The organism is Aeoliella fuhlenseeensis (assembly GCF_052161615.1).
GTDB lineage: Bacteria > Planctomycetota > Planctomycetia > Pirellulales > Lacipirellulaceae > Aeoliella.
Genome location: NZ_CP197417.1, coordinates 2,500,161 through 2,519,590 on the forward strand (window position 1 = coordinate 2,500,161; position 19,430 = coordinate 2,519,590).

General features: G+C 60.0%; 16 protein-coding genes. 11 read left to right on the top strand and 5 right to left on the bottom strand.

The window, feature by feature from the left end; genetic code table 11:
• Nucleotides 1-12 precede the first annotated feature (12 nt).
• Entirely contained in the window at nt 13-282 is a 270-nt protein-coding gene (locus tag SH292x_RS09730) for a GlsB/YeaQ/YmgE family stress response membrane protein (protein ID WP_442485412.1), read from the bottom strand.
• A 470-nt stretch (nt 283-752) separates the two neighbouring features.
• On the opposite strand from SH292x_RS09730, the gene SH292x_RS09735 reads away from it, so the two are divergent.
• Nucleotides 753-1,415 carry a sugar transferase gene (locus tag SH292x_RS09735; RefSeq protein WP_442485413.1) on the top strand — a complete coding sequence of 221 codons (663 nt, stop codon included), beginning with the start codon at nt 753-755 and terminating at the stop codon, nt 1,413-1,415.
• A gap of 13 nt (nt 1,416-1,428) precedes the next feature.
• Here the strand turns inward: SH292x_RS09735 and SH292x_RS09740 are convergent, their stop codons facing one another.
• Nucleotides 1,429-4,674 (bottom strand): S8 family peptidase, encoded by a 3,246-nt coding sequence (locus SH292x_RS09740; RefSeq protein ID WP_442485414.1) that lies wholly within the window; start codon nt 4,672-4,674, stop codon nt 1,429-1,431.
• A gap of 419 nt (nt 4,675-5,093) precedes the next feature.
• Nucleotides 5,094-5,711 (bottom strand): hypothetical protein, encoded by a 618-nt coding sequence (locus tag SH292x_RS09745; protein ID WP_442485415.1) that lies wholly within the window; start codon nt 5,709-5,711, stop codon nt 5,094-5,096.
• A gap of 269 nt (nt 5,712-5,980) precedes the next feature.
• Here SH292x_RS09745 and SH292x_RS09750 point away from each other — a divergent pair, with 269 nt between their 5' ends.
• The 8 genes from SH292x_RS09750 to SH292x_RS09785 all read left to right on the top strand — a co-directional run bounded on the left by SH292x_RS09750 (nt 5,981) and on the right by SH292x_RS09785 (nt 13,770).
• Nucleotides 5,981-7,312 (top strand): dihydroorotase, encoded by a 1,332-nt coding sequence (locus tag SH292x_RS09750; RefSeq protein ID WP_442485416.1) that lies wholly within the window; start codon nt 5,981-5,983, stop codon nt 7,310-7,312.
• A 92-nt stretch (nt 7,313-7,404) separates the two neighbouring features.
• Complete coding sequence (locus tag SH292x_RS09755; RefSeq protein ID WP_442485417.1) at nt 7,405-8,148, top strand: SDR family oxidoreductase; 744 nt, start codon at nt 7,405-7,407, stop codon at nt 8,146-8,148.
• Between the two features lie 111 nt (nt 8,149-8,259).
• Nucleotides 8,260-9,108, top strand: coding sequence for an SDR family NAD(P)-dependent oxidoreductase (locus SH292x_RS09760; protein WP_442485418.1), 849 nt, complete (start codon nt 8,260-8,262; stop codon nt 9,106-9,108).
• Nucleotides 9,108-9,683 carry a tRNA-(ms[2]io[6]A)-hydroxylase gene (locus SH292x_RS09765; protein WP_442485419.1) on the top strand — a complete coding sequence of 192 codons (576 nt, stop codon included), beginning with the start codon at nt 9,108-9,110 and terminating at the stop codon, nt 9,681-9,683. The genes SH292x_RS09760 and SH292x_RS09765 overlap by 1 nt, the downstream gene beginning before the upstream one ends.
• 166 nt (nt 9,684-9,849) lie before the next feature.
• On the top strand, nt 9,850-10,335 hold the full coding sequence (locus tag SH292x_RS09770) for a hypothetical protein (RefSeq protein ID WP_442485420.1): 486 nt from the start codon (nt 9,850-9,852) through the stop codon (nt 10,333-10,335).
• 293 nt (nt 10,336-10,628) lie between these two features.
• The gene (locus SH292x_RS09775; RefSeq protein ID WP_442485421.1) at nt 10,629-11,528 is read left to right on the top strand and encodes a UDP-2,3-diacylglucosamine diphosphatase; all 900 of its coding nucleotides are present in this window, start codon (nt 10,629-10,631) and stop codon (nt 11,526-11,528) included.
• Between the two features lie 288 nt (nt 11,529-11,816).
• Complete coding sequence (locus SH292x_RS09780) at nt 11,817-13,100, top strand: DUF3419 family protein (RefSeq protein ID WP_442485422.1); 1,284 nt, start codon at nt 11,817-11,819, stop codon at nt 13,098-13,100.
• A complete protein-coding gene (locus tag SH292x_RS09785; protein WP_442485423.1) occupies nt 13,075-13,770 on the top strand; it encodes a class I SAM-dependent methyltransferase in 696 nt (231 codons plus the stop codon). Before SH292x_RS09780 ends, SH292x_RS09785 begins: the two co-directional genes overlap by 26 nt.
• A gap of 214 nt (nt 13,771-13,984) precedes the next feature.
• On the opposite strand, the gene SH292x_RS09790 is transcribed toward SH292x_RS09785, so the two are convergent.
• The gene (locus SH292x_RS09790) at nt 13,985-15,262 is read right to left on the bottom strand and encodes a basic secretory protein-like protein (RefSeq protein WP_442485424.1); all 1,278 of its coding nucleotides are present in this window, start codon (nt 15,260-15,262) and stop codon (nt 13,985-13,987) included.
• Nucleotides 15,263-15,644: 382 nt separating this feature from the next.
• The gene (locus SH292x_RS09795) at nt 15,645-16,922 is read right to left on the bottom strand and encodes a basic secretory protein-like protein (RefSeq protein WP_442485425.1); all 1,278 of its coding nucleotides are present in this window, start codon (nt 16,920-16,922) and stop codon (nt 15,645-15,647) included.
• Between the two features lie 223 nt (nt 16,923-17,145).
• Between SH292x_RS09795 and SH292x_RS09800 the strand changes: the two genes are divergently transcribed.
• Both SH292x_RS09800 and SH292x_RS09805 read left to right on the top strand, forming a co-directional pair.
• Entirely contained in the window at nt 17,146-18,228 is a 1,083-nt protein-coding gene (locus SH292x_RS09800) for an endonuclease/exonuclease/phosphatase family protein (RefSeq protein ID WP_442485426.1), read from the top strand.
• 126 nt (nt 18,229-18,354) lie between these two features.
• Nucleotides 18,355-19,422 (top strand): glycosyltransferase family protein, encoded by a 1,068-nt coding sequence (locus SH292x_RS09805; RefSeq protein ID WP_442485427.1) that lies wholly within the window; start codon nt 18,355-18,357, stop codon nt 19,420-19,422.
• Nucleotides 19,423-19,430 lie beyond the last annotated feature (8 nt).

Here is a 19,430-nt window from a genome sequence, read left to right on the forward strand (position 1 = left end):
GATTGTCGGTGGTTAGCGGAGGCGACGCTCGGGACGGACCTGACGCACGGCGAGAACCACAAGGATGGCACCCACGATGGAGCCGATCCAGCTAGCCGGTTCGAACTCGCCATCGAGTCCCCACAGCAGCTGCACGAGGAAGCCACCAAGGAACGAGCCGGCGACACCTACGAGCATTGTGCCGATGAAGCCCATCGGATCGCGGCCCGGCACGAGCAGGCGTGCGATGAAACCGATTACCAAACCGAACACGATCCAACCAATAATCACGCCGATAGTCATGGCAAGTCACCTCAATCACTGAACCTGGAGATCGAACTTCGCACGGTGCGATGTTCGAGAGTTGCGTTTCACGAAGGGGACGAAATGCAAAGAGCGCGCCAATTCCGCTCGCGAGTTTGCCGCAACTTGGGTTCGGGTCGAGGTGTTCCGTGAAAACGCAGCATTTTTAGTCGTTTCGCCCCTTCGTTTGTCGCTAAGTGGGTCGTTCCGTACAGTGAGGTTGGTTCCAGACACACTCGGGCTGGTCGTTTGGCGACCAGTCGGCCGCTAGGTCGGCATTCGGTGCTAGCAACAAACGGAGCTTGGTGCTGTCGGAAGGGTCGAACTCGCCTTGCCGAAACAGCGGCATTCGCGTTACATCCCGCGATTGCAACGCCCCGCTAGGCGGCGAGGGAGTTGCATTTAATTAGTATTCGCGGGCGGCCGACCAATGTTGTCCGTCCTTTGGGTGTTCCTGCTGCAAGTTTTCGATGCTCAAACGCTTATTCGACCTGACGACTGCCAGCCTCGCCCTGCTGGTCCTCTCTCCCGTACTGCTTTGGGTGGTGCGCAGGCGCAAGCGCGAAGCGGCTGGACCCGTGTTCGAGCGGTGTCGTCGCGCAGGGCGTGGTGCGATTCCCTTTCAGATGCTCACCTTTGTTGCGCCCGCAGACACGGGGCTAAGCCGACGGCCGGCGAGTGCGTCAAAGCTCGAGTGGCTACCCCAACTCGTCAACGTAATCCGCGGCGAGATGAGCATTGTTGGTCCTCGCCCCGAATCGGTTCATGAAGTGGAGCGGTACAACTGGAACGAGAAGCGTCTACTCGCGCTGCGTCCCGGGCTGATCGACTGGGCGTCGCTCTGGAACCGCGACGAGCGCGAGGTCCTGGCAGGTGCGCCTGATCCCGAAGAGGCGTACGAGCGAGTCATCCGCCCGTACAAGTTGCGGCTCGAGCTATACTATCTCGATACGCACACGCTGTGGGGCGACGTTCGCATCCTGCTGGTCCCCGTCATCCGCACGTTCTACAAGAACTACGTTCCACGCGATATCAAGTCGTCGCCATCCTTCCGCGAACTGCGGGCTCGCGTGGCGAGATTGGTAGCCACCGAGCAGATTCATCGCACCGGGGCCACCCGCCGCGGGGCGTAGGGAGGCTCGAAGGTTAAACGCTCTGCCAGTCGCCCAGCAATTGGAACAGGTTGTCGATCGAATCGACGGTCGCTTCGTCTTCGCCGGCAAAGGTGCGGAAGGCGTCGACTCGTTCCGAACCTCGCACTTCTTGCCGGTAGTTGCTGGCGGAGATGGTATCTCCGAATGGCTGCGCGAAAGCCTCATCATCCGCAGACCAATCGTACAGTGAGGCCCGGTCGTAGCCAGGTGTTGATTGGGCGACTGTCCTATCGAACCCGCGGGCACGGTTGACGTATGCCAGCGCGGACATCAACGCACGCTCGGACTGAGGCACGGACGCATCGTCGGCTGGCGATTCCCGGAGCGTCGCCACGTCGTGTCCCGTACTAGCGATGGTTACGGTGCGATCGAACGAGTTCACACGATGCGAGAAACCATCGCCCCAAAGCTTGGAGCGATCGTGGTACGCGTGGGACACGTCGTCGCCGGCTGAGTCGTAGAGCGTGGCCATATCGAAACCCTGCGACGCCGTAGCCGTGAAGCTATCGAAGTTGAAGGCGTCGTTGCGGTAGCCGGCCCCCGACATGGTTCCTTGATTGCCTCGACCCAGGTAGCCGTCGTCGCCCGTCGTGTCGTAGAACATCGCCACGTCGACGCCCGTCGTGCCGTAGGCCCGCGCGCGAGCGAAGCCCCGGGCGTCGTGGTAGTAGCCTTCGCCCGCGAGGATCGCTCGGTCCGACCACGCCGCGAAGGTGTCGTCGCCTGCGGTGTCGTAGAACGTCACCTGGTCGTTGCCCCCGGAGGCGTAGGCAAGCGTTCGCGCGAACCCTCGTGTATCGTTGTGATATCCCGCGCCGGTCATGAACGCGCGATCCGCCCACGCGACGTAAACGTCATCGGCCTGCGACCCGTGCAGCGTGGCGGAGTCATTGCCGCCCGTCGAGTAAGCCAGCGTCGACGAGAAGTTGACGGCTTCGTGATGGAATCCGGCACCACTGAATTGAACCTTGTTCGCCCGTCCTATGTACCATTCGTCACCCGCGGTGTCGTAGAACGTGGCCTTGTCGAGACCGCCGCCGCTTTGCACCAGATAACTGGCGTAGTCGAGCACGTCGAACCGAACGGTGGTGCCGCTGAACATGGCCCGATTCGCGTGACCGACGTACTGCTCATTGGCCGAGGAGCCATAGAACGCCACTTGGTCGAGGCCGCCGCCACCCGTGATGCGAACTGTCTCGGCACCGATGGCTTGGAAATGGTAGTCGCTTGCAACAACGCGGGCCTCGTTCTGCCGGAGCGTTGCTTGTTCGTTAGCCAAGGTGCCGTGGAACTCTACCGTGTCGTTACCGGCACCGGCGTCGATGATGAATTGGTTGACCAGTTTGGCGTCGAACGCGTACTCAACTCCGTTCACGGATAGTCGGTGCGTATCGCCGGCGTGGAAAGTAAACGCATTGTTGCCGCCGGTCCCCGTCACGGTGAGCGTCGAGCCGACGAGGTTCACCATGTTCGTGAGCTGGAAGTCGATGGCGTTACTCGCACCGCTGGCACGAATGAAAAACTCCTGCCCCGCGGTGGCGAGGGCTTCGACGCGGGCACCCGTCGTGGTCGCGGTCCCCTGCCCCACCATCTGCATATTGGCGTCGTACAAAGCCAGTTCAATGCCCGTCCCCGAGCTCGTCGCCATCGCTTCGGCGGTCACAAACCCGGTCTGGCCAGCAACGATTCGATACCAAGTTTCGCCCGAGCAGTTCACGGCGGAGAACTGGTGTTGTCCTATGATCTGGTTCCAGTCGACAAACGAGAACGAAGATTCGATGGAGACAGCCAGCGTGTAGTACCCTAGGCCGTCCGTCGTGCCTATACCAAGGGTGTAGCTCTCGCCGGCGACGACGTTCATCGTCCAAGTGTCGCCATTGCGGGTGACGGACTGGCTGCCGAATTTCCACGCGAGATCAAGGTCGTGCGTGGCGGTCGCGCTGAATTTCGCCACACCGTCCGCTGTTGCAGTGAATGTAAAGTAGTCGATGTCCGCAAGGGAAGAGATCATGCCACGCGTCTGCGTCTCGCCGTCGGTCAGTGTTCCAAGGTGATGGGCGCTCGTTGTAGTCGAGCCGTAATCGTCATCGGGCAGGATCGCGTCAATGGCCGCTTCGAGGTTCAGTCGCAGGTAGTTGGTGCCGGTCGCCGCGTCGAACACCGCGTCCGCCGTCTGCCGCATGTGGCTGTAAATCGTGTCTTGCGAAATGGCGGTGCGTCCGACGAGCTCCATCGCCTGGCGGATCAACACGCTCGCCCCCGCCACGTAGGGCGCGGCCATGCTGGTGCCCGAGAAGCTCGCGAAGTCGTCGGTGCGGCCGTTGTGGTTGCCGGCGTAGTCGGGCACGGTGCTGCGAATGTACCTGCCCGGCGCGGCAATGGCGTTGGTGAGCCGCTGGCTGAAGCTACTCAGCTCGCCGTTGTCGTCGACGCTCATCACGGGCACGACGTACTGGCTGGCCGCGGGATAGCTGAGCCCTGGCGTCTTGTAAGTGCTGAAGCTGTTCCCCGCCGAGACCGCGATGAAGATACCCAGCGATTCGATCTCTTGGAACTTGCTTTCGAGCAAACTCGCCCAACCCGGCGCTGTGGCGCTGTTCCAACTCGTTCCTAGTGAGAGATTCACCGCCGTGATGGGATTCTCGAAACTCTTGTGGTTGTCGATCACCCATTGTAGGGCCCGTGCGACGTCGTCGAAGGTCCCGGCACCCGCGTCGTCGAAAACGCGAAGTCCTACAAGGTCGACACCGGGCGCAACGCCCGTGTGGTTGCCGTACTCGTCGCCGGTGCTTCCAATGATGCCCGCGACGTGCGTGCCGTGCGAACCTTCGGTGCCATCGTCGAACGGATTCCACTCGTTCTCGGCAAAGTCCCACCCACCAACCACGCGATACCCGGTGCCGAATCCACCACCGAGCGCGAAGTGGTCGTAGGCAATGCCGCTATCGATTACCACAACGGTCTGGCCGATACCCGTAAACCCGTAATTGGCGCGGACATGGTCGAGGCCCGTCTGTGCGTGCGCTTCATTGAGATGCTGCTCCACCCCCGCGTCGATCTGAAAGCCATCCTGCGGGTCGATCCAGAAATCGGCCGCCGCGACGCCGTGTTGTTCGATCGAGGGAATCGACTCGTCAGGCACTAGCACCGCGTCCACGAAGTCAGCGGCCATCATCTGCCGCGACTCAAGCGGCTCGATAGCGCTACGACGCACCGCGCTGTGCCCATTGCGTGGCATGAAAGTCACCCCGAAGCGTGGCTGCCGAAACAGCCCGCGGCCACCGCGTGGCCAAGCTGGAAAAGTGTTTGAAAAGGATCGCGAAAAGCAGCCGTTCGCGGTTCACCCACCACGTCGGCTAGGCAAACGTAGGTCACAGCTGTGCGCGCCTAGGAAGGTGCCCAGCGAATGCGACAATTCGCCGCGGGCGGAGCGAAGCGATGTAGTGCCACGGCAACAAAAGGCCTTGGAAATGCGGCCGGATCGCTACGTGTTGCGAGAAGGCAACGTGCGGCAACGAGCTCACCATATGCCGCGATTGGTGAAGAATTCTCTGGATTCGCTTCGCGGGAATTGGCGCCTCATGCGTATATGCGCTTAGGCTCGCGGGCATCTCGGACTCCAGCCAAAACCTGGAGGTGGCGATAATGTCGCGAGGTTCAAGTTTGCGAGATCGTTGGCGGAATGAACTGCTCTAAGAGATACAAATGCCCGTTAGCTTCAGCGACAGCATCACGACTTAGAAAAGGCCACACATCAAGTTGGCCCATGGCATTCGCCCTTTGCCAGTGAGTGTTGGCTGCAAGACGACCAAGTTTCCAGAAAGCAGCAGACAATCCAAGGACCCCGATTCCTGTGCCGGTCATCAGCCAACCTAGATCGGGATCGCGGCATGAGAACGCCAGCCATGCACACACCAAAAGCGTCGTCCCGAGTATGACTAATATGGATTGCACGAAGGTACGTAATATGCGTCCAGACGTGTCATCTTCAAGCGGATAGCCATATTCGCGATTGGTATGCAGGAAGAGAAAGGCGTAAGTGGCCGTGCGTTTGGTTTCGCGTCCGATCTCATGCCACCCCTTCAAGTAGTAAGGCCAAAGGACATCGCTACTGTACAAAGCCCAGCAAAACTCCCCGATCACGCGCACAGCTGGGTCCTTTGAATCCCGATAATAGTCGTAGTAGGAATCGTCAAAGTCGTCATTCGATAGCCGGCCAGTTACCAGCAAACGCATATCTTGGGCGAGCCGAAGGCGGAGCTCGGTGTCGACCATGGCAACCTGCTCCAATGTGGTTCAATTGATTGAGGCGGACTACTAACAATGTGCTTTAGGCTAGAATATCCGCGGGTTGCTGATGGGTTCAAGCAGAAATCTTCACTCTCCATGCGATCAAGGGCAAGCGGACGATGACGCAACTGTCGTTCGATCACGTAGAACCCCACCCTCAAGACGAACTCCCCCCAACCTCTTATCATGGAGCCATCGCCTTTCATCCGAGCCAATCCGTGTTCATCCGTGGCTAAGCAGACCCAGGATCCCCCGTGCGTACTCGTATCAAAAATGCCAAAGTCGTCCTGCCCGACGGGGTCGCAGAAATCGATGTCGTTGTCGAAGGAACCAAAATCGCCGACATCGATTCGGCGTCGCAGTTAGCGGTCGACGAAACGATTGATGCCCGTGGCTTGCATCTGATCCCCGGTGTGATCGACGATCAGGTTCACTTCCGCGAGCCGGGGCTGACGCACAAGGAAGACCTCGCGCACGCTTCGCGGGCGTGTGCGAAAGGGGGCGTCACGACGTTCCTCGAAATGCCGAACACCGTACCGAACGCCATCACGCAGCAGTTGGTCGAAGACAAGCTACGCCTGGCGGCGGCGAGCTCCATCGTCAACTATGGGTTCTACATCGGCGCGACGCCCGACAATTTGGACGAGCTGAAGCGAGCCACCCGCACGCCCGGCATCAAGATCTTTATTGGGTCGAGCACTGGCGATTTGCTCGTCGACGATCAAAACGCCCTGGAGCGCATTTTCGCTGAAACGACGTTGCCACTCACCGCCCACTGCGAGGATGAAGCAACCGTCCGTGCGAACCGCGACCGAATCGGCGAGACGAGCGACGTCGCCGATCACTCGCGCATCCGCGACCACGAGGCGGCGATCATCGCGACCAAGCGGGCCATGGACCTCGCCGTGCGGCACAAGCACCGGTTTCACGTGCTGCACGTGTCGACCGCCGGCGAGTGCGAGCTACTCGCCAATCACCATCGGCTGCTCACGGGCGAAGCCTGTCCGCATCATTTATTCTTTTCGATCGACGACTACGAGCGCCTCGGCACGCTCATCCAAATGAATCCGTCGCTCAAGACGCGGGACGACAACGCGGCGGTGTGGCAGGCTCTACTGGATGGACGGTTACAAGTCATCGCGACCGACCACGCGCCGCACACGCTCGACGAAAAGCGAAAACCCTACCCACAGTCCCCTTCCGGTCTGCCGGCAGTCGAGAACTCACTCGCCCTCTTGCTCAACGAAGTGCATCAAGGCCGGTGCACCATCGAGCAAGTGGTCCACTGGATGTGCGACGCCCCGGCTCGCGTTTGGGACATCGTCAATAAAGGTCGGATCGCAGTGGGCTACGATGCCGATTTGGTACTCGTCGATCTTGAGAAGCAGCAAACTATTCGGAACGAAGACCAACTTACCAAGTGCGGCTGGAGTCCGTGGGACGGTGTGGAACTCGTGGGTTGGCCAGTCCGCACGTGGGTGATGGGACACGAGGTATTTTGCGACGGCCAAATAGTCGCAAGCCAGCGCGGCCACGAAGCCCTCTATGACCACGCCCGCGGCGGGTACTGGGCGACCGAGGCGTAGCATCCCGGTACCGGCATCCCATAGCCGACGTGCGGGGTCGGCTCGTACAATGACACTTTGCGGGCGGCGGAACTAATACAACCGAGGTTGATATGGGATTCACCATCGAGAAGAAAGTGGCGCTCGTCACCGGTGCTAATCGCGGCATTGGCAAGACGATCGTCGAGACATTGTTAGCCGCGGGGGCCTCGAAGGTCTACGTGGGCGTGCGAAAGCTCGACTCGGCCGATGAATTGGTAGCTGCCCACGGCGCCAAAGTGGTCCCCGTGCGAATCGACATGGAGGACGCCGACAGCATCAAATCGGCGGCACACAAAGCGAACGACGTGTCGCTGGTAATCAACAACGCTGGCGTCTATCAGGGAGGGAATCCCCTTGATAGTGACTTCATCGAAAGCACGCAGTACCAGCTCAACGTCAACGCGTACGGCCAAGTGCGGATGGCGCAGGCTTTCGCGCCGGTGCTAAAGGCACACGGTGGCGGGGCGTTTGTGCAGATCAACTCGGTCGCTTCGCTGCGTTCGTTCCCCGGTTTCGCGGCCTACTGTGCGTCTAAGGCGGCGGCATACTCGATCACCCAGGCCCTGCACCTGCAACTCACCGAGCAGGGCACGCAAGTGCTCAGCGTTCACCCCGGACCAATCCGTACCGACATGAGCGCTCAGGCAGGTCTCGACGAAGTCGCCGAGCCCGCGAGTGTGGTGGCCGACGGCATCATCGCCGCCCTAGCGGCGGGCGATTATCACCTGTTCCCCGACTCGCTCGCCAAGCAGTACTACGAACAGTACCAACCCTTCGCCACAAATATTGTCGAAGCGATAACGGACGAGGTTTAAGAAGCAGTCGCGGAGCCACGCGGATCGAAGCGGACGATCGCGAATTACGCTGTTTAGTTTTTATCCGCGATGATTCGCAGCATTCGCGCAAATCCGCGACGAATTCTTCATATGTCTGAATTTGGCAACGCGATCGTAACCGGCGGCGGCTCGGGAATTGGCCGAGCGTTTTGCCATGCGCTGGTGGAACGTGGCTGGAACGTCGCGGTTGCCGACATCAACGTCGATGCCGCTGAGCACGTGACGAGGGAGCTCGGCGGGCGTGCCATCGCGCACGCGCTCGATGTGGCCGATCCCAATTCATGGCATTCGCTGCGCACCGATCTTGAAGCTCGCTGGCCCCAACTCGACCTACTCGTCAACAACGCTGGCGTACTAGTAACCGGCGAACTTGGCGATGCCTCGCCCGGCGATCTCGCGCACATCGTCGAGGTGAATTTGCTCGGTGTGATGCATGGTACGAACACCATGGTGCCATGGCTTCGCAAGTCGCAGAGCACCGTGAATCCGCGCGGCGTCATCAACATGGCATCGATCTTCGCGGCGGTCGCCCCGCCAGGGTTCGCCGCGTACAACGCGACGAAGGCCGGCGTGATCGCGCTTACCGAATCATTGCGCGGCGAGCTCAAACCTTATGGCCTGAACGCCACCGCAGTCCTTCCCGGCGTTACGCCCACGCAGCTTTTCTCCAGCGCCAGGCTCGGCGACCCCGCTCACTCGACTATCTGCGACAAGTTCGTCGCCGCCTCCAAAATCACGGCCGAGCAAGTCGCCCGCGAAGCGCTCGCCGGTGCCGCACGAGGACAGCTGCACGTAGTCGTTGGCGGCCGCGCGAAGTTATACTGGCGGCTCAAACGTCTCGCGCCGCAGTGGCTCGTCGATCGAGTGGGCCGCCAAGCCGCTGGCGAACTTCGAAGTGCCCACTCAGCAAATCCAACTCCACCCGTACCCCGCCCCTGATGCTTCACCTGCAATCGAAAACCAACCAGCGATGGCTCGACCAAGTCGACCAGTCGCTCGCCGAAATCCTGATCGACCACGCCCACTGCGAGAAGAAAGCAGCGGGGACCGCACTCAACTTGATGTTCGCCTACGTCGAGGACATCGAGCTGTGTCAGGAGATGACCGAGATCGTCAATGAAGAGCTCGAACACTTCCACATGGTGCTCGACCTGCTCGCCAAGCGCGGCATCAAGTTCCGCCGCACCAAGCCATCGAGCTACGGCCGCAAACTGAACGATCTGGTTCGCAAGGGCGAACCCCACCGCGCCGTCGACCGCCTGCTGGTCGCCGGCTTGATCGAAGCCCGTAGCTGCGAGCGTTTCTCGGTGCTCGCCGAACACGTCGAGGACCAAGAGCTCGCCGAGTTTTATCGCAGCCTATTCGAATCCGAAGCTCGGCATCATACGACGTACACGAGGCTCGCCAAACACTTCGCGCCGGAAGCGGAGGTCATGGCGCGGCTCGATGAGCTCGCAGCGGCGGAGGCGGAGATCATGGAAGAGGGGGAAGAGTTGCCGCGGATGCACAGCTAGGAAAGATCAGTCGCGGATTGGCGCGGATAAAGCGGATTCTCGCGGATCATCAGTACCGGAGCAGCCCACTCAAGCCTTGGCTTTTCGCGGTGTGCTAAAAAGCCTCGATCGACTAAACTGCTCGTCGTCAAACTCGGTTGTCATCAAGCAGGAGGCTTACGCTATCATGAACCGCCGAAGCTATTTGTTCCGCGGACTGCTCGTCACACTGGTGTTTGCCGGCGTCGCAGTCGCCTCCTATCAGTTGGGAATGCATCGCGAGCGCCAAGCGGCTGCGGCGCAACACGCCAAAGCCCTTGCGAATCTGGTGGCCGACGTGGAGTATCATACCTCGGAGGCGTTGGCCAAGGATGAACCCCGCCAAGCCTACACGTGGGTCACACTGTTAAGGCTTCGCGCACCTGAGACCTTCTCACGACTAAGCGGTCGTTGTCACGAAAGGCTGGTAGATCAGTTCAACATGGCCATGGATGAAAGGGATGTCGAGGGTATGCGTTCGCTATATAACCTAGGGCGTGAGATGGAGCTAAATCCTGGACTTCTCGACGCGCTAAAGCAGACGTATCAGCGTGGCAACGCTGTGGGTTCCCAGGAGACGGGAATCGATGGAGACAAGGGAGAGTCGCCATTCCGCTTACTCTCGAACTCCTGAACCCACCGCATAGTTTCCTCCACGCCTTGGCGTCTTGCACATTCAATACGGCCGCCTTTCGCGTCCTCCTTCGACTTTTACCGCTCCCCAAAATTCGCTACACTACCCGCCCGCCTTCTGGTGCTTCACGCAATCTGAACACAAACTTAACCGAGATCCCACCCGCGGTTCGCGGAATCCCAACGCCCGCAACAGATACTCTTAGTGAGTAGTTGTTGTGAGGTTCGTTGTGGGAAACGGGTCGTCAGGAAGCGGCCGCCGCGGCGAACGTTCCTGTTTGCGAGGGAATCGAATTGAACGCCATCGCTCGCCATCGTCTGCCCGATGTCCACTTGTCAATTCGTCCGAAGCTCGCGTTGCGTAAGCGGCAGAGAGACATCACGCCCACCGAATCGGTTCGCTCGCTGTTTGTCAGCGATGTCCATCTCGGCTCGAAACACACCCAGGCCGCCGCGTTTCTGGAGTTGATCGAGCGCTACGAGCCCGAGCACCTTTACATTGTGGGCGACTTCATCGACGGGTGGAAGCTCAAGCGCCGCTGGCGATGGAAGCCTGTGTACGACCGAATTCTGCACCGTTTGCTGGCCCTCAAGCGAAGGGGCACTCAGCTTTATTACACGCCGGGCAATCACGACGAGTTCCTCCGCAATTACATCGCCGACTACGGCATCGTCGACATGCAGGACGAGTTCGTCCACGAGGCGGCCGACGGGCGGCGTTACCTGGTGATGCATGGCGATAAGTTCGATAAAGTCGAACAGTCGATGCCGTGGCTCAGTCTGGTCGGTGCGTACGCCTACGACTTTCTATTGAGCGCCAACTACTGGCTCAACTGGGCCCGGGGCAAGCAGCACAATCGCTACGCCTTTTGCGGCATGATCAAACGACGCGTCAAAGCCCTGGTCCGGCACATCAGCAACTTCGAAGCGCAGCTGATCGACGCGGCGGTCGCGCAGAATTGTTTCGGAATCATCTGCGGGCACATCCACACGCCGCGAGTCATGCAGCTCGACAACTTGGCGTACCTCAACACGGGCGACTGGGTCGAGAACTGCACCGCTCTCGTCGAATACCACACCGGAGCATTCGAGCTGAACCGGGCCGATGGCCGGATTCTCGGTGAGCTGCCTGCTCTCTCTCCGGGCGAGCAGGAGCCCGACGACTCCCTGACCGCGGGTATCCTAATTGCCTAAACCTCCTGTTTTAAGGGCGATCTCGCCAATTCTGGGCGGTTCTTATAGCTAACCCCTTGCAACCACGCGGCGAAATGGGGACCATAACGCGATTGGCGAAAACACCATGAGGGTGTCGATGCGTACGGCTTGCCGCTAGCTTCCGACGAGCTGGTGCCGATCGCGGGCGGACCGATCTAAGTTCCTCGAACCACATCACCGTCGGCTCGCTGGGCAAGTTGGCTCGTCCGATCGCGAAAGTGCGTTCGCCCTCGCCTGCACCCCCTCCCCCCGCGCACAGGAACTTGCATGCTCGCTGCCAAGCTTAGCCGAGCCGTTTTCAATTTCACGCACGGCAAGAACCTCGTTTACAACACCTGCTGGGAAGACCCCCGGCTCGACCGCATCGCGCTCAAACTCACCGAGTCCGACCGCCTGCTGGTGATCACCTCGGCCGGCTGCAATGCCCTCGACTACGCGCTCGATGGTCTGGAGCGAGTCGACACGGTGGACGTGAACCCTCGCCAGAACGCCCTCCTGGAACTGAAGCTCGCCGGCATTCGCCAGCTCGACTTCGAGACGTTCTTCGAGTTGTTCGGCCGCGGTCGCCTGCCCGATTGGAACACCATCTACCGCGAATCGCTTCGCGATGCCCTGCCCCAAGCGGCCCGCGAGTACTGGGACAAGAACGGCAAGTTCTTCCATGGCCGTGGTCGCCGTCCGAGCTTTTATTTCCGCGGTTCGTCAGGCTTTTTCGCCTGGTCGATGAACGCCTACGTGAACCGCGTGGCTCGCATCCGTCCACAGGTCGAACGCCTGCTCGAAGCCCAGAGCATCGAAGAGCAGCGCGAGATCTATTACAACGAAGTGAAGTCGGCGTTCTGGGGTCCGAAGATGGAGTTCTTGCTCCGTCGCGACTCGACGCTATCGCTGCTCGGCGTGCCGCGTGCGCAGCGTCGTCAGCTCGAAAAGTTCTATCCCGGTGGCATTGCGAAGTTCATCGAAGATCGCCTCGACGCGGTGTTCACGAAGCTGCCGCTGAAGGATAACTACTTCTGGCGCGTTTACATGACTGGTGAGTACACGCGGGACTGCTGCCCCGAGTACCTCCGCGAGCCGAACTTCGCGCGTCTCAAAGGTGGTCTGGTCGACCGCATTCACACGCACACGACCACGATCCTCGACTACCTGGAGTCGACCAGCCAGACGTACTCGCGTTACGTGCTGCTCGACCACATGGACTGGCTCGCCGAGCACCACGCCGACATCCTGCAGCGTCAGTGGCAGGCGATCGTCGACCACGCCGACGACAACTCGATCCTGCTGTGGCGTAGCGCGGCGCTACAGGTCGAGTTCATCAACCCCATCGAAGTGCAGCTGGGCGGCGAGACCCATACCCTGGGCGAGCTTTTGGAGTATAACGTAGCCTTGGCCGCCGAACTTCACGCCAAGGACCGCGTGAACACCTACGGCAGTTTCGACATCGCCACGCTCCACAAGAATTCACCTTTCGCCGCGTCGGACGACAACAATGAGCGCACTGGGGCAACTGAAGACTCTGTATCACATGGTGCTCTCGCCCATTCGGGGTGAGTCTCACCAGCAGCGACTCGATAGCTTCTACGCCGGACAGGCCGAGCACTACGACGCCACCCGGCAGAAGATGCTGCATGGCCGCGACGAACTGTTCGCCACGCTCCCCGCACCCGCAGATGGCGTATGGGTCGACCTCGGTTGTGGTACCGCACGTAACGTCGAAGCGTGGGGCGACCGCCTCACAAACTTCCGCCACGCAACGCTAGTCGACCTCAGCGAGTCGCTACTCGGCATCGCGAAGAAGCGTGTCGACGACAAGGGCTGGACCAATATCGAGCTCCGGCACGCCGACGCCACCACGGTTGACCTTGAGCCTGGCTCGGTCGACGTGTTGACGTTCTGCTACTCGCTGACGATGATCCCCAACTGGTACGACGCCATCGACCACGCCCTCACGCTACTCAAGCCAGGCGGCACGATCGGCGTGGTCGACTTCTACGTCGCCAAGAAGTACCCGCCCGAAGGCCGTGCGAAGCACTCTTGGTTCCGCCGCAGCTTCTGGCCCGTCTGGTTCTCGAACGACAACGTCTTCCCCAACCCTGATCTCTTGCCCTACCTCGAACGCCGTTTCGAGACGGTGAGCGTCGACGAACACGCCGGCAAGATCATGATGATCCCAATGCTGAGGATTCCGTACTTCCGATTCGTCGGACGCAAACGCGCTTAGAGCTAATCCTTCTTCAGCCGACTCGCTGCATACGCCGCGAAGGCCATTAGCGACGCAATGCGTCTCCCAGCGTAGCGGCTGCGCCGCAACACTGGGCTGGGTGACGCAATCCCTTCGGGATATTCGTCTGCGGCGATGCTCTGTATGCCGAAGGCATTGCGTATGTTAGCCCAGGGTTGCGGCGAATGCCGCTACCCTGGGAGAAGATTCGTCACTAGCTCTTCTTCGAACTCTCCTCAAAATCCGCCCACAACTCCGCCGCCGTCTTGCCGGTGAGCTCTTTCCACACATCGTCATTGTAGCGGTCTTCGCGCATGATGGCGTTGAGCTTGGGGATGATTTCCTCGCCCTTCTGACTCACCAAGTAATTCAGAAACGAGGCGGTGATCTTGTAGCTGCCGTTGTAGTTGTCTTTAGCAAAATTGACTCGGGGGCGTTGATCGGCAGGCTCGTACTTGAACCAGCGTATGTAGTCGCAAAGTCCCTCGTAGAGCCAGACTGGATTACGGGGTGAGTTGTACTGCTGCACGACGTGAACCAATTCGTGCACCACGGCACCCTTCGCTTCGCCGTCCAAATTGCGACTGAACCACACGCCTCCACAATAGACATTCACGCCCTCGGTGTGTGCAATACCATCCATGCTGTTGCGGAAGTAAATAGTGAACTTGGTGGGTGCATCAAAGCCTTCGCTCGGCAGCATCTTGACGATCTTTGGATACCACGCGCGAACCACTGGCTTGAGCTCCTCGTTCACCCAGCCACGAAGTTCTGGAGCGCCCGTGGTGTCAAAGAAGATCTCGTACTTGCCGTCGATCTCCATCGAGTCGACATTACTTGGTGGCTCGGCTTTCGCGTACTCGTTGCCATCGACGATGTCGATCTCGGTGAAGAACGTATTGCCGTAAGGGCTGCGCTCGTCCGATTTCTGGATGTCGAACAGCAGATAACGAAACTTGCCAACTCCATCGATCGATACGCCCGTCTGCCCGCGTTTGCCATCCGCAGCTTCGCGCGTGTCGACATCCGCGATTTTCGTCCAACCCGATTCCGCGGGCTCGGCATCGGACAGAGCGAGATTCAGCCCCTGAGCATCCTCCGCTGCTCCCCACAGCGTGTAAACCTGTGGCGCGCGATCCGAAGGGTGCCACGAGTAGGAGCTCACCTGCTCAATGTCGAGTTCCTTGCCCAGGTCCACCAGCACCCGGCCGCCATCGCCACCGAAGAAGAAGCTATGCGCAGGATCGTCGGGGCTGTCGGAGGTGGCCCCGTCGGTGAGGGTTCCGATGGCGGGTGAACTAGGATCACGTCGACCGTCCACGAGGGTGAGTGTCGCCAGATTGCCAGCATCGGTCGGCGAAGGAGCAGGAACGTTCTCAAACTTGAATCTAGGTTTCGCAGCAGCGGCGTCGAGCACATCGACGGTCACCATGGTTTCTCCGTAGGCCACGCTGGCGGCCAATAGTCCAGTAATACAAAGGAGGGACCGCATCTAAGAAATCTCCAGAACAAAGGTGGGCTAGCGGGCAGAGCGCACAGTCTAATCAGTTCCGTTTTTCGGGGCAACCAGTTCGGAAAATCTGCATAGCTCCGGGGGAAGACTAGTCGATTGCTAACGCCGCGAGGCACGCCGCAACTCGTCGAGCCCAAATCTCCTACTTCGCATTCGTCAGTCAGCAACCGCGCAGTCCAATCGCTCTTCACGACCGGCGAGTCACCTATGGCGCGGAGGATCGTCAATAAATCTCACGCTGTTTTCCAAGGTGTGGCTGTGCCGCTATCCTGCGAACAAACTAGTGATCCACAAAAAAACTCGACCCTCCCGCAAGCAGGAGGGTCGAGCCAGTTCTTGCTTTCATTTCGAAGAGGACGCCTTAGCTCTTCTTCGAACTCTCCTCAAAGTCTGCCCACAATTCCGCGGCCGTCTTGCCGGTGAGTTCGGTCCAGACATCGTCGTTGTATTTTCCTTCTCGCATGATGGCGTTGAGCTTGGGGATGATCTCCTCCCCCTTCTGGCTCACCAGGTAATTGAGGAACGAGCCGGTGATGCGATAGCTGCCATCGTAGTTGTCGCGAGTGAAGTTCACGCGAGGGCGTTGATCCTGTGGTTCGTACATAAACCAGCGGATGTAGTCGCACAGTCCTTCGACCAGCCAGCCCGGGTTACGACGCGAGCGGTACTGCTGCACCACGTGCACCAGTTCGTGCACCACGGCACCCTTCGCCTCGCCGTCCAGATTGCGACTGAACCACACGCCGGCGCAGTGGACATCGACGCCCTGCGTGTACGCCACGCCGTCCATATCGTTGCGGAAGAAAATGGTGAACTTCGTCGGGGCGTCGAAGCCTTCGCTCGGCAGCATGTCGACGATCTTAGGGTACCACTCGCGAACCACCGGCTTCAGCTTCTCGTCGACCCAGCCGCGGAGTTCTGGAGCACCCGTGGTGTCGAAGAAGATCTCGTACTTGTCGTCGATCACCATCGAGTCGACGTTCCGCAGCGGCTCGGCCTTGGGATACTCCTTGCCATCGACGATGTCGATCTCCGTAAAGAAGGTATTCCCAAACGGGCTGTTATCGTCCGACTTCTGGATGTCGAGGAGTAAGTAGCGGAACTTGCCCACACCATCAATCGACACGCCGGTTTGCCCTTGCTTGCCGTCGGCCGCGTCGCGGGTGTCGACCTCCGCGATCTTCGTCCAGCCCGACTCCGAGGGATCGGCATCCGACAGGGCGAGCTTCAGCCCCTTCGCCCCTTCCGCTGCGCCCCACAAAGTGTAGACCTGCGGCGAACGGTCCGAAGGGTGCCACGAGTAGGAGTTCACCTGCTCGATGTCGAGTTCCTTGCCCAGGTCCACCAGCACCCGGCCGCCGTCGCCGCCAAAGAAGAAACTGCTAGCGGGATCGTCGGGCGTATTCGAAGTGCCGCCATCGGTCAGCGTGGCGACCCCCGGTGAGTTGCGATCACGGCGCCCGTCCACCAGTGACAGCTTCGCCACATTGCCAGCGTCGGTCGCCGAAGGAGCGGGGACGTTCTCAAACTTAAAACCAGGTTTCGCGGCAGCGGCGTCGAGCACGTCGACGGTCACCTTAGCTTCCCCGTGGGCCACGCTGGCCAATAATAGACCAGCCAATAAAAGGAGGCAGCGCATCGTAAACATCTCCAAGTCGAAGGTGGGCACAGGGCAGTCCGACTAGTGTAATCAGTTCCGATTTTGGGGACCAGCAGTGCCACAAATCGGTAGCGAAGGCCATGTCGCTAGCACCACCCGCGACGGCCGCAACTCGTCTAGCCCGATTTTCGCCGATGTCCTAAGCTTCACCAATTCGCAATCGGCAAGGATGTTCATCGGGGCCCATGGAGGGGCAACTGCGATGCAGCGGCTTATTTCCTCGGCGCTCATGGTCGCCATTTTCGGCGGTGGCGGCTGGATGTTCCTCAAGGGTTTGCACCTCGAGGATATCCAGCAGATCCTCGTCTCCGGCAAAGCCCCCGACTTCGGCGGCACCCCTCAGCCGTACCCGACTCAGGGACTTCCGACTGCGACGCCCGCCTGGAATCCCCCGCCCGGGGCGACCATCAAGATCGCCTCGTTCAACATTCAAGTGTTTGGCGATGCGAAGGCCGGGAAGCCTTACGTCATCGACACCATCTGTCAGATTATCAGCAACTTCGACATCGTCGCGATTCAAGAGATTCGCACGCAGGACGATCTGTTCATTCCGAAGTTCGTGCAACGCCTCAATCAACTTTCGGGGCGCCAGTACGATTCCCGCGTGGGGCCAAGAATCGGAAACACGACGAGCACCGAACAGTACGCCTATATTTTCGACACCGCACGGGTCGAAGTGCATCCGAATTACGTCTACACGGTTCGCGATCCAGACAACATGCTCCACCGCGAGCCGATGGTGGCGTTCTTCGCCACGCGCGGCGTTGCAAATCCGGCGGATCGATTTACCTTCATGCTGGTAAACACCCACACGGATCCTGAGTTGGCGAAAGAGGAGATGGACGCCCTCGCTCAAGTCTACTCCGTCGTTCGCCGCCAACCCTTGGGGTCGGCCATGTCGACCGAGGACGACATCATCCTGCTCGGCGACTTCAACACCAAGGTGCCGAGCGCCCCGCCCGGCTCGTACGGGCGATCGAGTCGGCCGCTTACGCCGGCGGACCTGGCAGGCCTCGGGCAGATTCCGGACATCTATCCGGTGATCCAGAACGAACCGACGAACGTCGTCAAATCGTATCTGCACGACAACATCCTGTTCCACCGCCCCAGCACCGCCGAGTTCACAGGGCGAGGTGGTGTGTACGACATCCAGTCGATCCATGGCCTCACGCTCGACCAAGCGCAGCAGGTGTCCGACCACTTGCCCGTATGGGGAGAGTTCTCCGTCACCGAGGCGGGGTTGTCGAATCGCGTGGCGACCGGCGTAGGTGCTGTCCCTCGCTAGCACGCCGTTTCTCGCTGGTTTCGCGAGGCTCCACGAAGTTCCGAATCGGTGGTAAGATTGCGGGCATGGCGTCCCTGGGTCGCCCGAGCGTTCCCGCCCTTCGAACTCCGCCGACTTCGCCTCGCCGTGGCCACCATCTTCTACAGCATCATGGGAGAAGGTCGCGGACACGCCGCCCGCGCGCGGACCATCGTCGAAGAACTCCGGCAGCGTCACCGCATCGTGCTCTACACGTCGCACGACGCGCTGGAATTCCTTCGCAAGCAGTACCACGACGTCGCGGACGTCGAAGTCCGCGAGATCCCCGGGCTCAAGTTCCACTACTCGGAGAAGCGGCTCGATCTTTTGAAGACGATTCGCGAAGGACTTGGTGTGTGGTGGAAGCAGAAGAAACTCGTTAAGCCGATCGCCAACGACATCGCCCGCGACAAGCCAGATCTTGTCATCAGCGACTTCGAGCCGCTCGTACCTCGTGCGGCGCATCTCGCGAGTATTCCGGTGGTGAGTTTCGATCATCAGCATTTCTTGGTGGCGTACGATTTGTCGTCCCTTCCGTCGCAGCTCCAGTGGTGGGCTCGCAGCATGCGACTCGCGGTCTGGATGTTCGACATTCGCGAACAGAAAACCGTGGTGAGCGCGTTCTATCGCCCACCACTCAAAGCGGGATACGAGCAAGTGGTCCAGGTCGGACCGCTGCTGCGTCCTTCGATTCGGACGCGAACTCCTTCCGCGGGCGATTTCCTTCTTAGCTACTTGCGCCGGCAAACGCCCGAGCCTGTGGTCGAGATCCTCGCGAATCTCGGCATGCCTATTCGCATCTACGGCCTCGGCGCCCGCCCCCCGCAGGGGTCTGCCGTGTTTTGCGAGGTTGATGAGAACGCATTTACCGAGGACCTCGTCCATTGCCATTCGGTAATCGCGGCGGCGGGAAACCAGCTCCTAGGCGAGTCGCTGTATCTTGGTAAGCCTTTCTTTGCGTTGCCCGAGGACAAGCACTTCGAGCAGTGCATCAACGCCTGCTTTCTCAAGCAACTCGGCGGTGGCGATTGGTCGGCGATCGAGCACGTCAAACGCGAGCAGCTCGAAGAGTTCCTCGTCGACGCCGAAGTCTATCGCGAAAACCTCGCAGGTCGTCGCGACGAGTTCGACGGCACCGACGCCGCGGTCGAAGCGATTGAAAGCATGTTAAAGTAACAGTTTTT

What these genes read in the sequence shown, in the direction of transcription:
- SH292x_RS09755 (WP_442485417.1), top strand. Translation starts at nt 7,405, where the DNA reads ATGGGATTCACCATCGAGAAGAAAGTGGCGCTCGTCACCGGTGCTAAT.
- SH292x_RS09780 (WP_442485422.1), top strand. Translation starts at nt 11,817, where the DNA reads ATGCTCGCTGCCAAGCTTAGCCGAGCCGTTTTCAATTTCACGCACGGC.
- SH292x_RS09740 (WP_442485414.1), bottom strand. Translation starts at nt 4,674, where the DNA reads ATGCCACGCAATGGGCACAGCGCGGTGCGTCGTAGCGCTATCGAGCCG.
- SH292x_RS09730 (WP_442485412.1), bottom strand. Translation starts at nt 282, where the DNA reads ATGACTATCGGCGTGATTATTGGTTGGATCGTGTTCGGTTTGGTAATC.
- SH292x_RS09790 (WP_442485424.1), bottom strand. Translation starts at nt 15,262, where the DNA reads ATGCGGTCCCTCCTTTGTATTACTGGACTATTGGCCGCCAGCGTGGCC.
- SH292x_RS09735 (WP_442485413.1), top strand. Translation starts at nt 753, where the DNA reads ATGCTCAAACGCTTATTCGACCTGACGACTGCCAGCCTCGCCCTGCTG.
- SH292x_RS09785 (WP_442485423.1), top strand. Translation starts at nt 13,075, where the DNA reads ATGGTGCTCTCGCCCATTCGGGGTGAGTCTCACCAGCAGCGACTCGAT.
- SH292x_RS09795 (WP_442485425.1), bottom strand. Translation starts at nt 16,922, where the DNA reads ATGCGCTGCCTCCTTTTATTGGCTGGTCTATTATTGGCCAGCGTGGCC.
- SH292x_RS09745 (WP_442485415.1), bottom strand. Translation starts at nt 5,711, where the DNA reads ATGGTCGACACCGAGCTCCGCCTTCGGCTCGCCCAAGATATGCGTTTG.
- SH292x_RS09770 (WP_442485420.1), top strand. Translation starts at nt 9,850, where the DNA reads ATGAACCGCCGAAGCTATTTGTTCCGCGGACTGCTCGTCACACTGGTG.
- SH292x_RS09765 (WP_442485419.1), top strand. Translation starts at nt 9,108, where the DNA reads ATGCTTCACCTGCAATCGAAAACCAACCAGCGATGGCTCGACCAAGTC.
- SH292x_RS09760 (WP_442485418.1), top strand. Translation starts at nt 8,260, where the DNA reads ATGTCTGAATTTGGCAACGCGATCGTAACCGGCGGCGGCTCGGGAATT.
- SH292x_RS09800 (WP_442485426.1), top strand. Translation starts at nt 17,146, where the DNA reads ATGCAGCGGCTTATTTCCTCGGCGCTCATGGTCGCCATTTTCGGCGGT.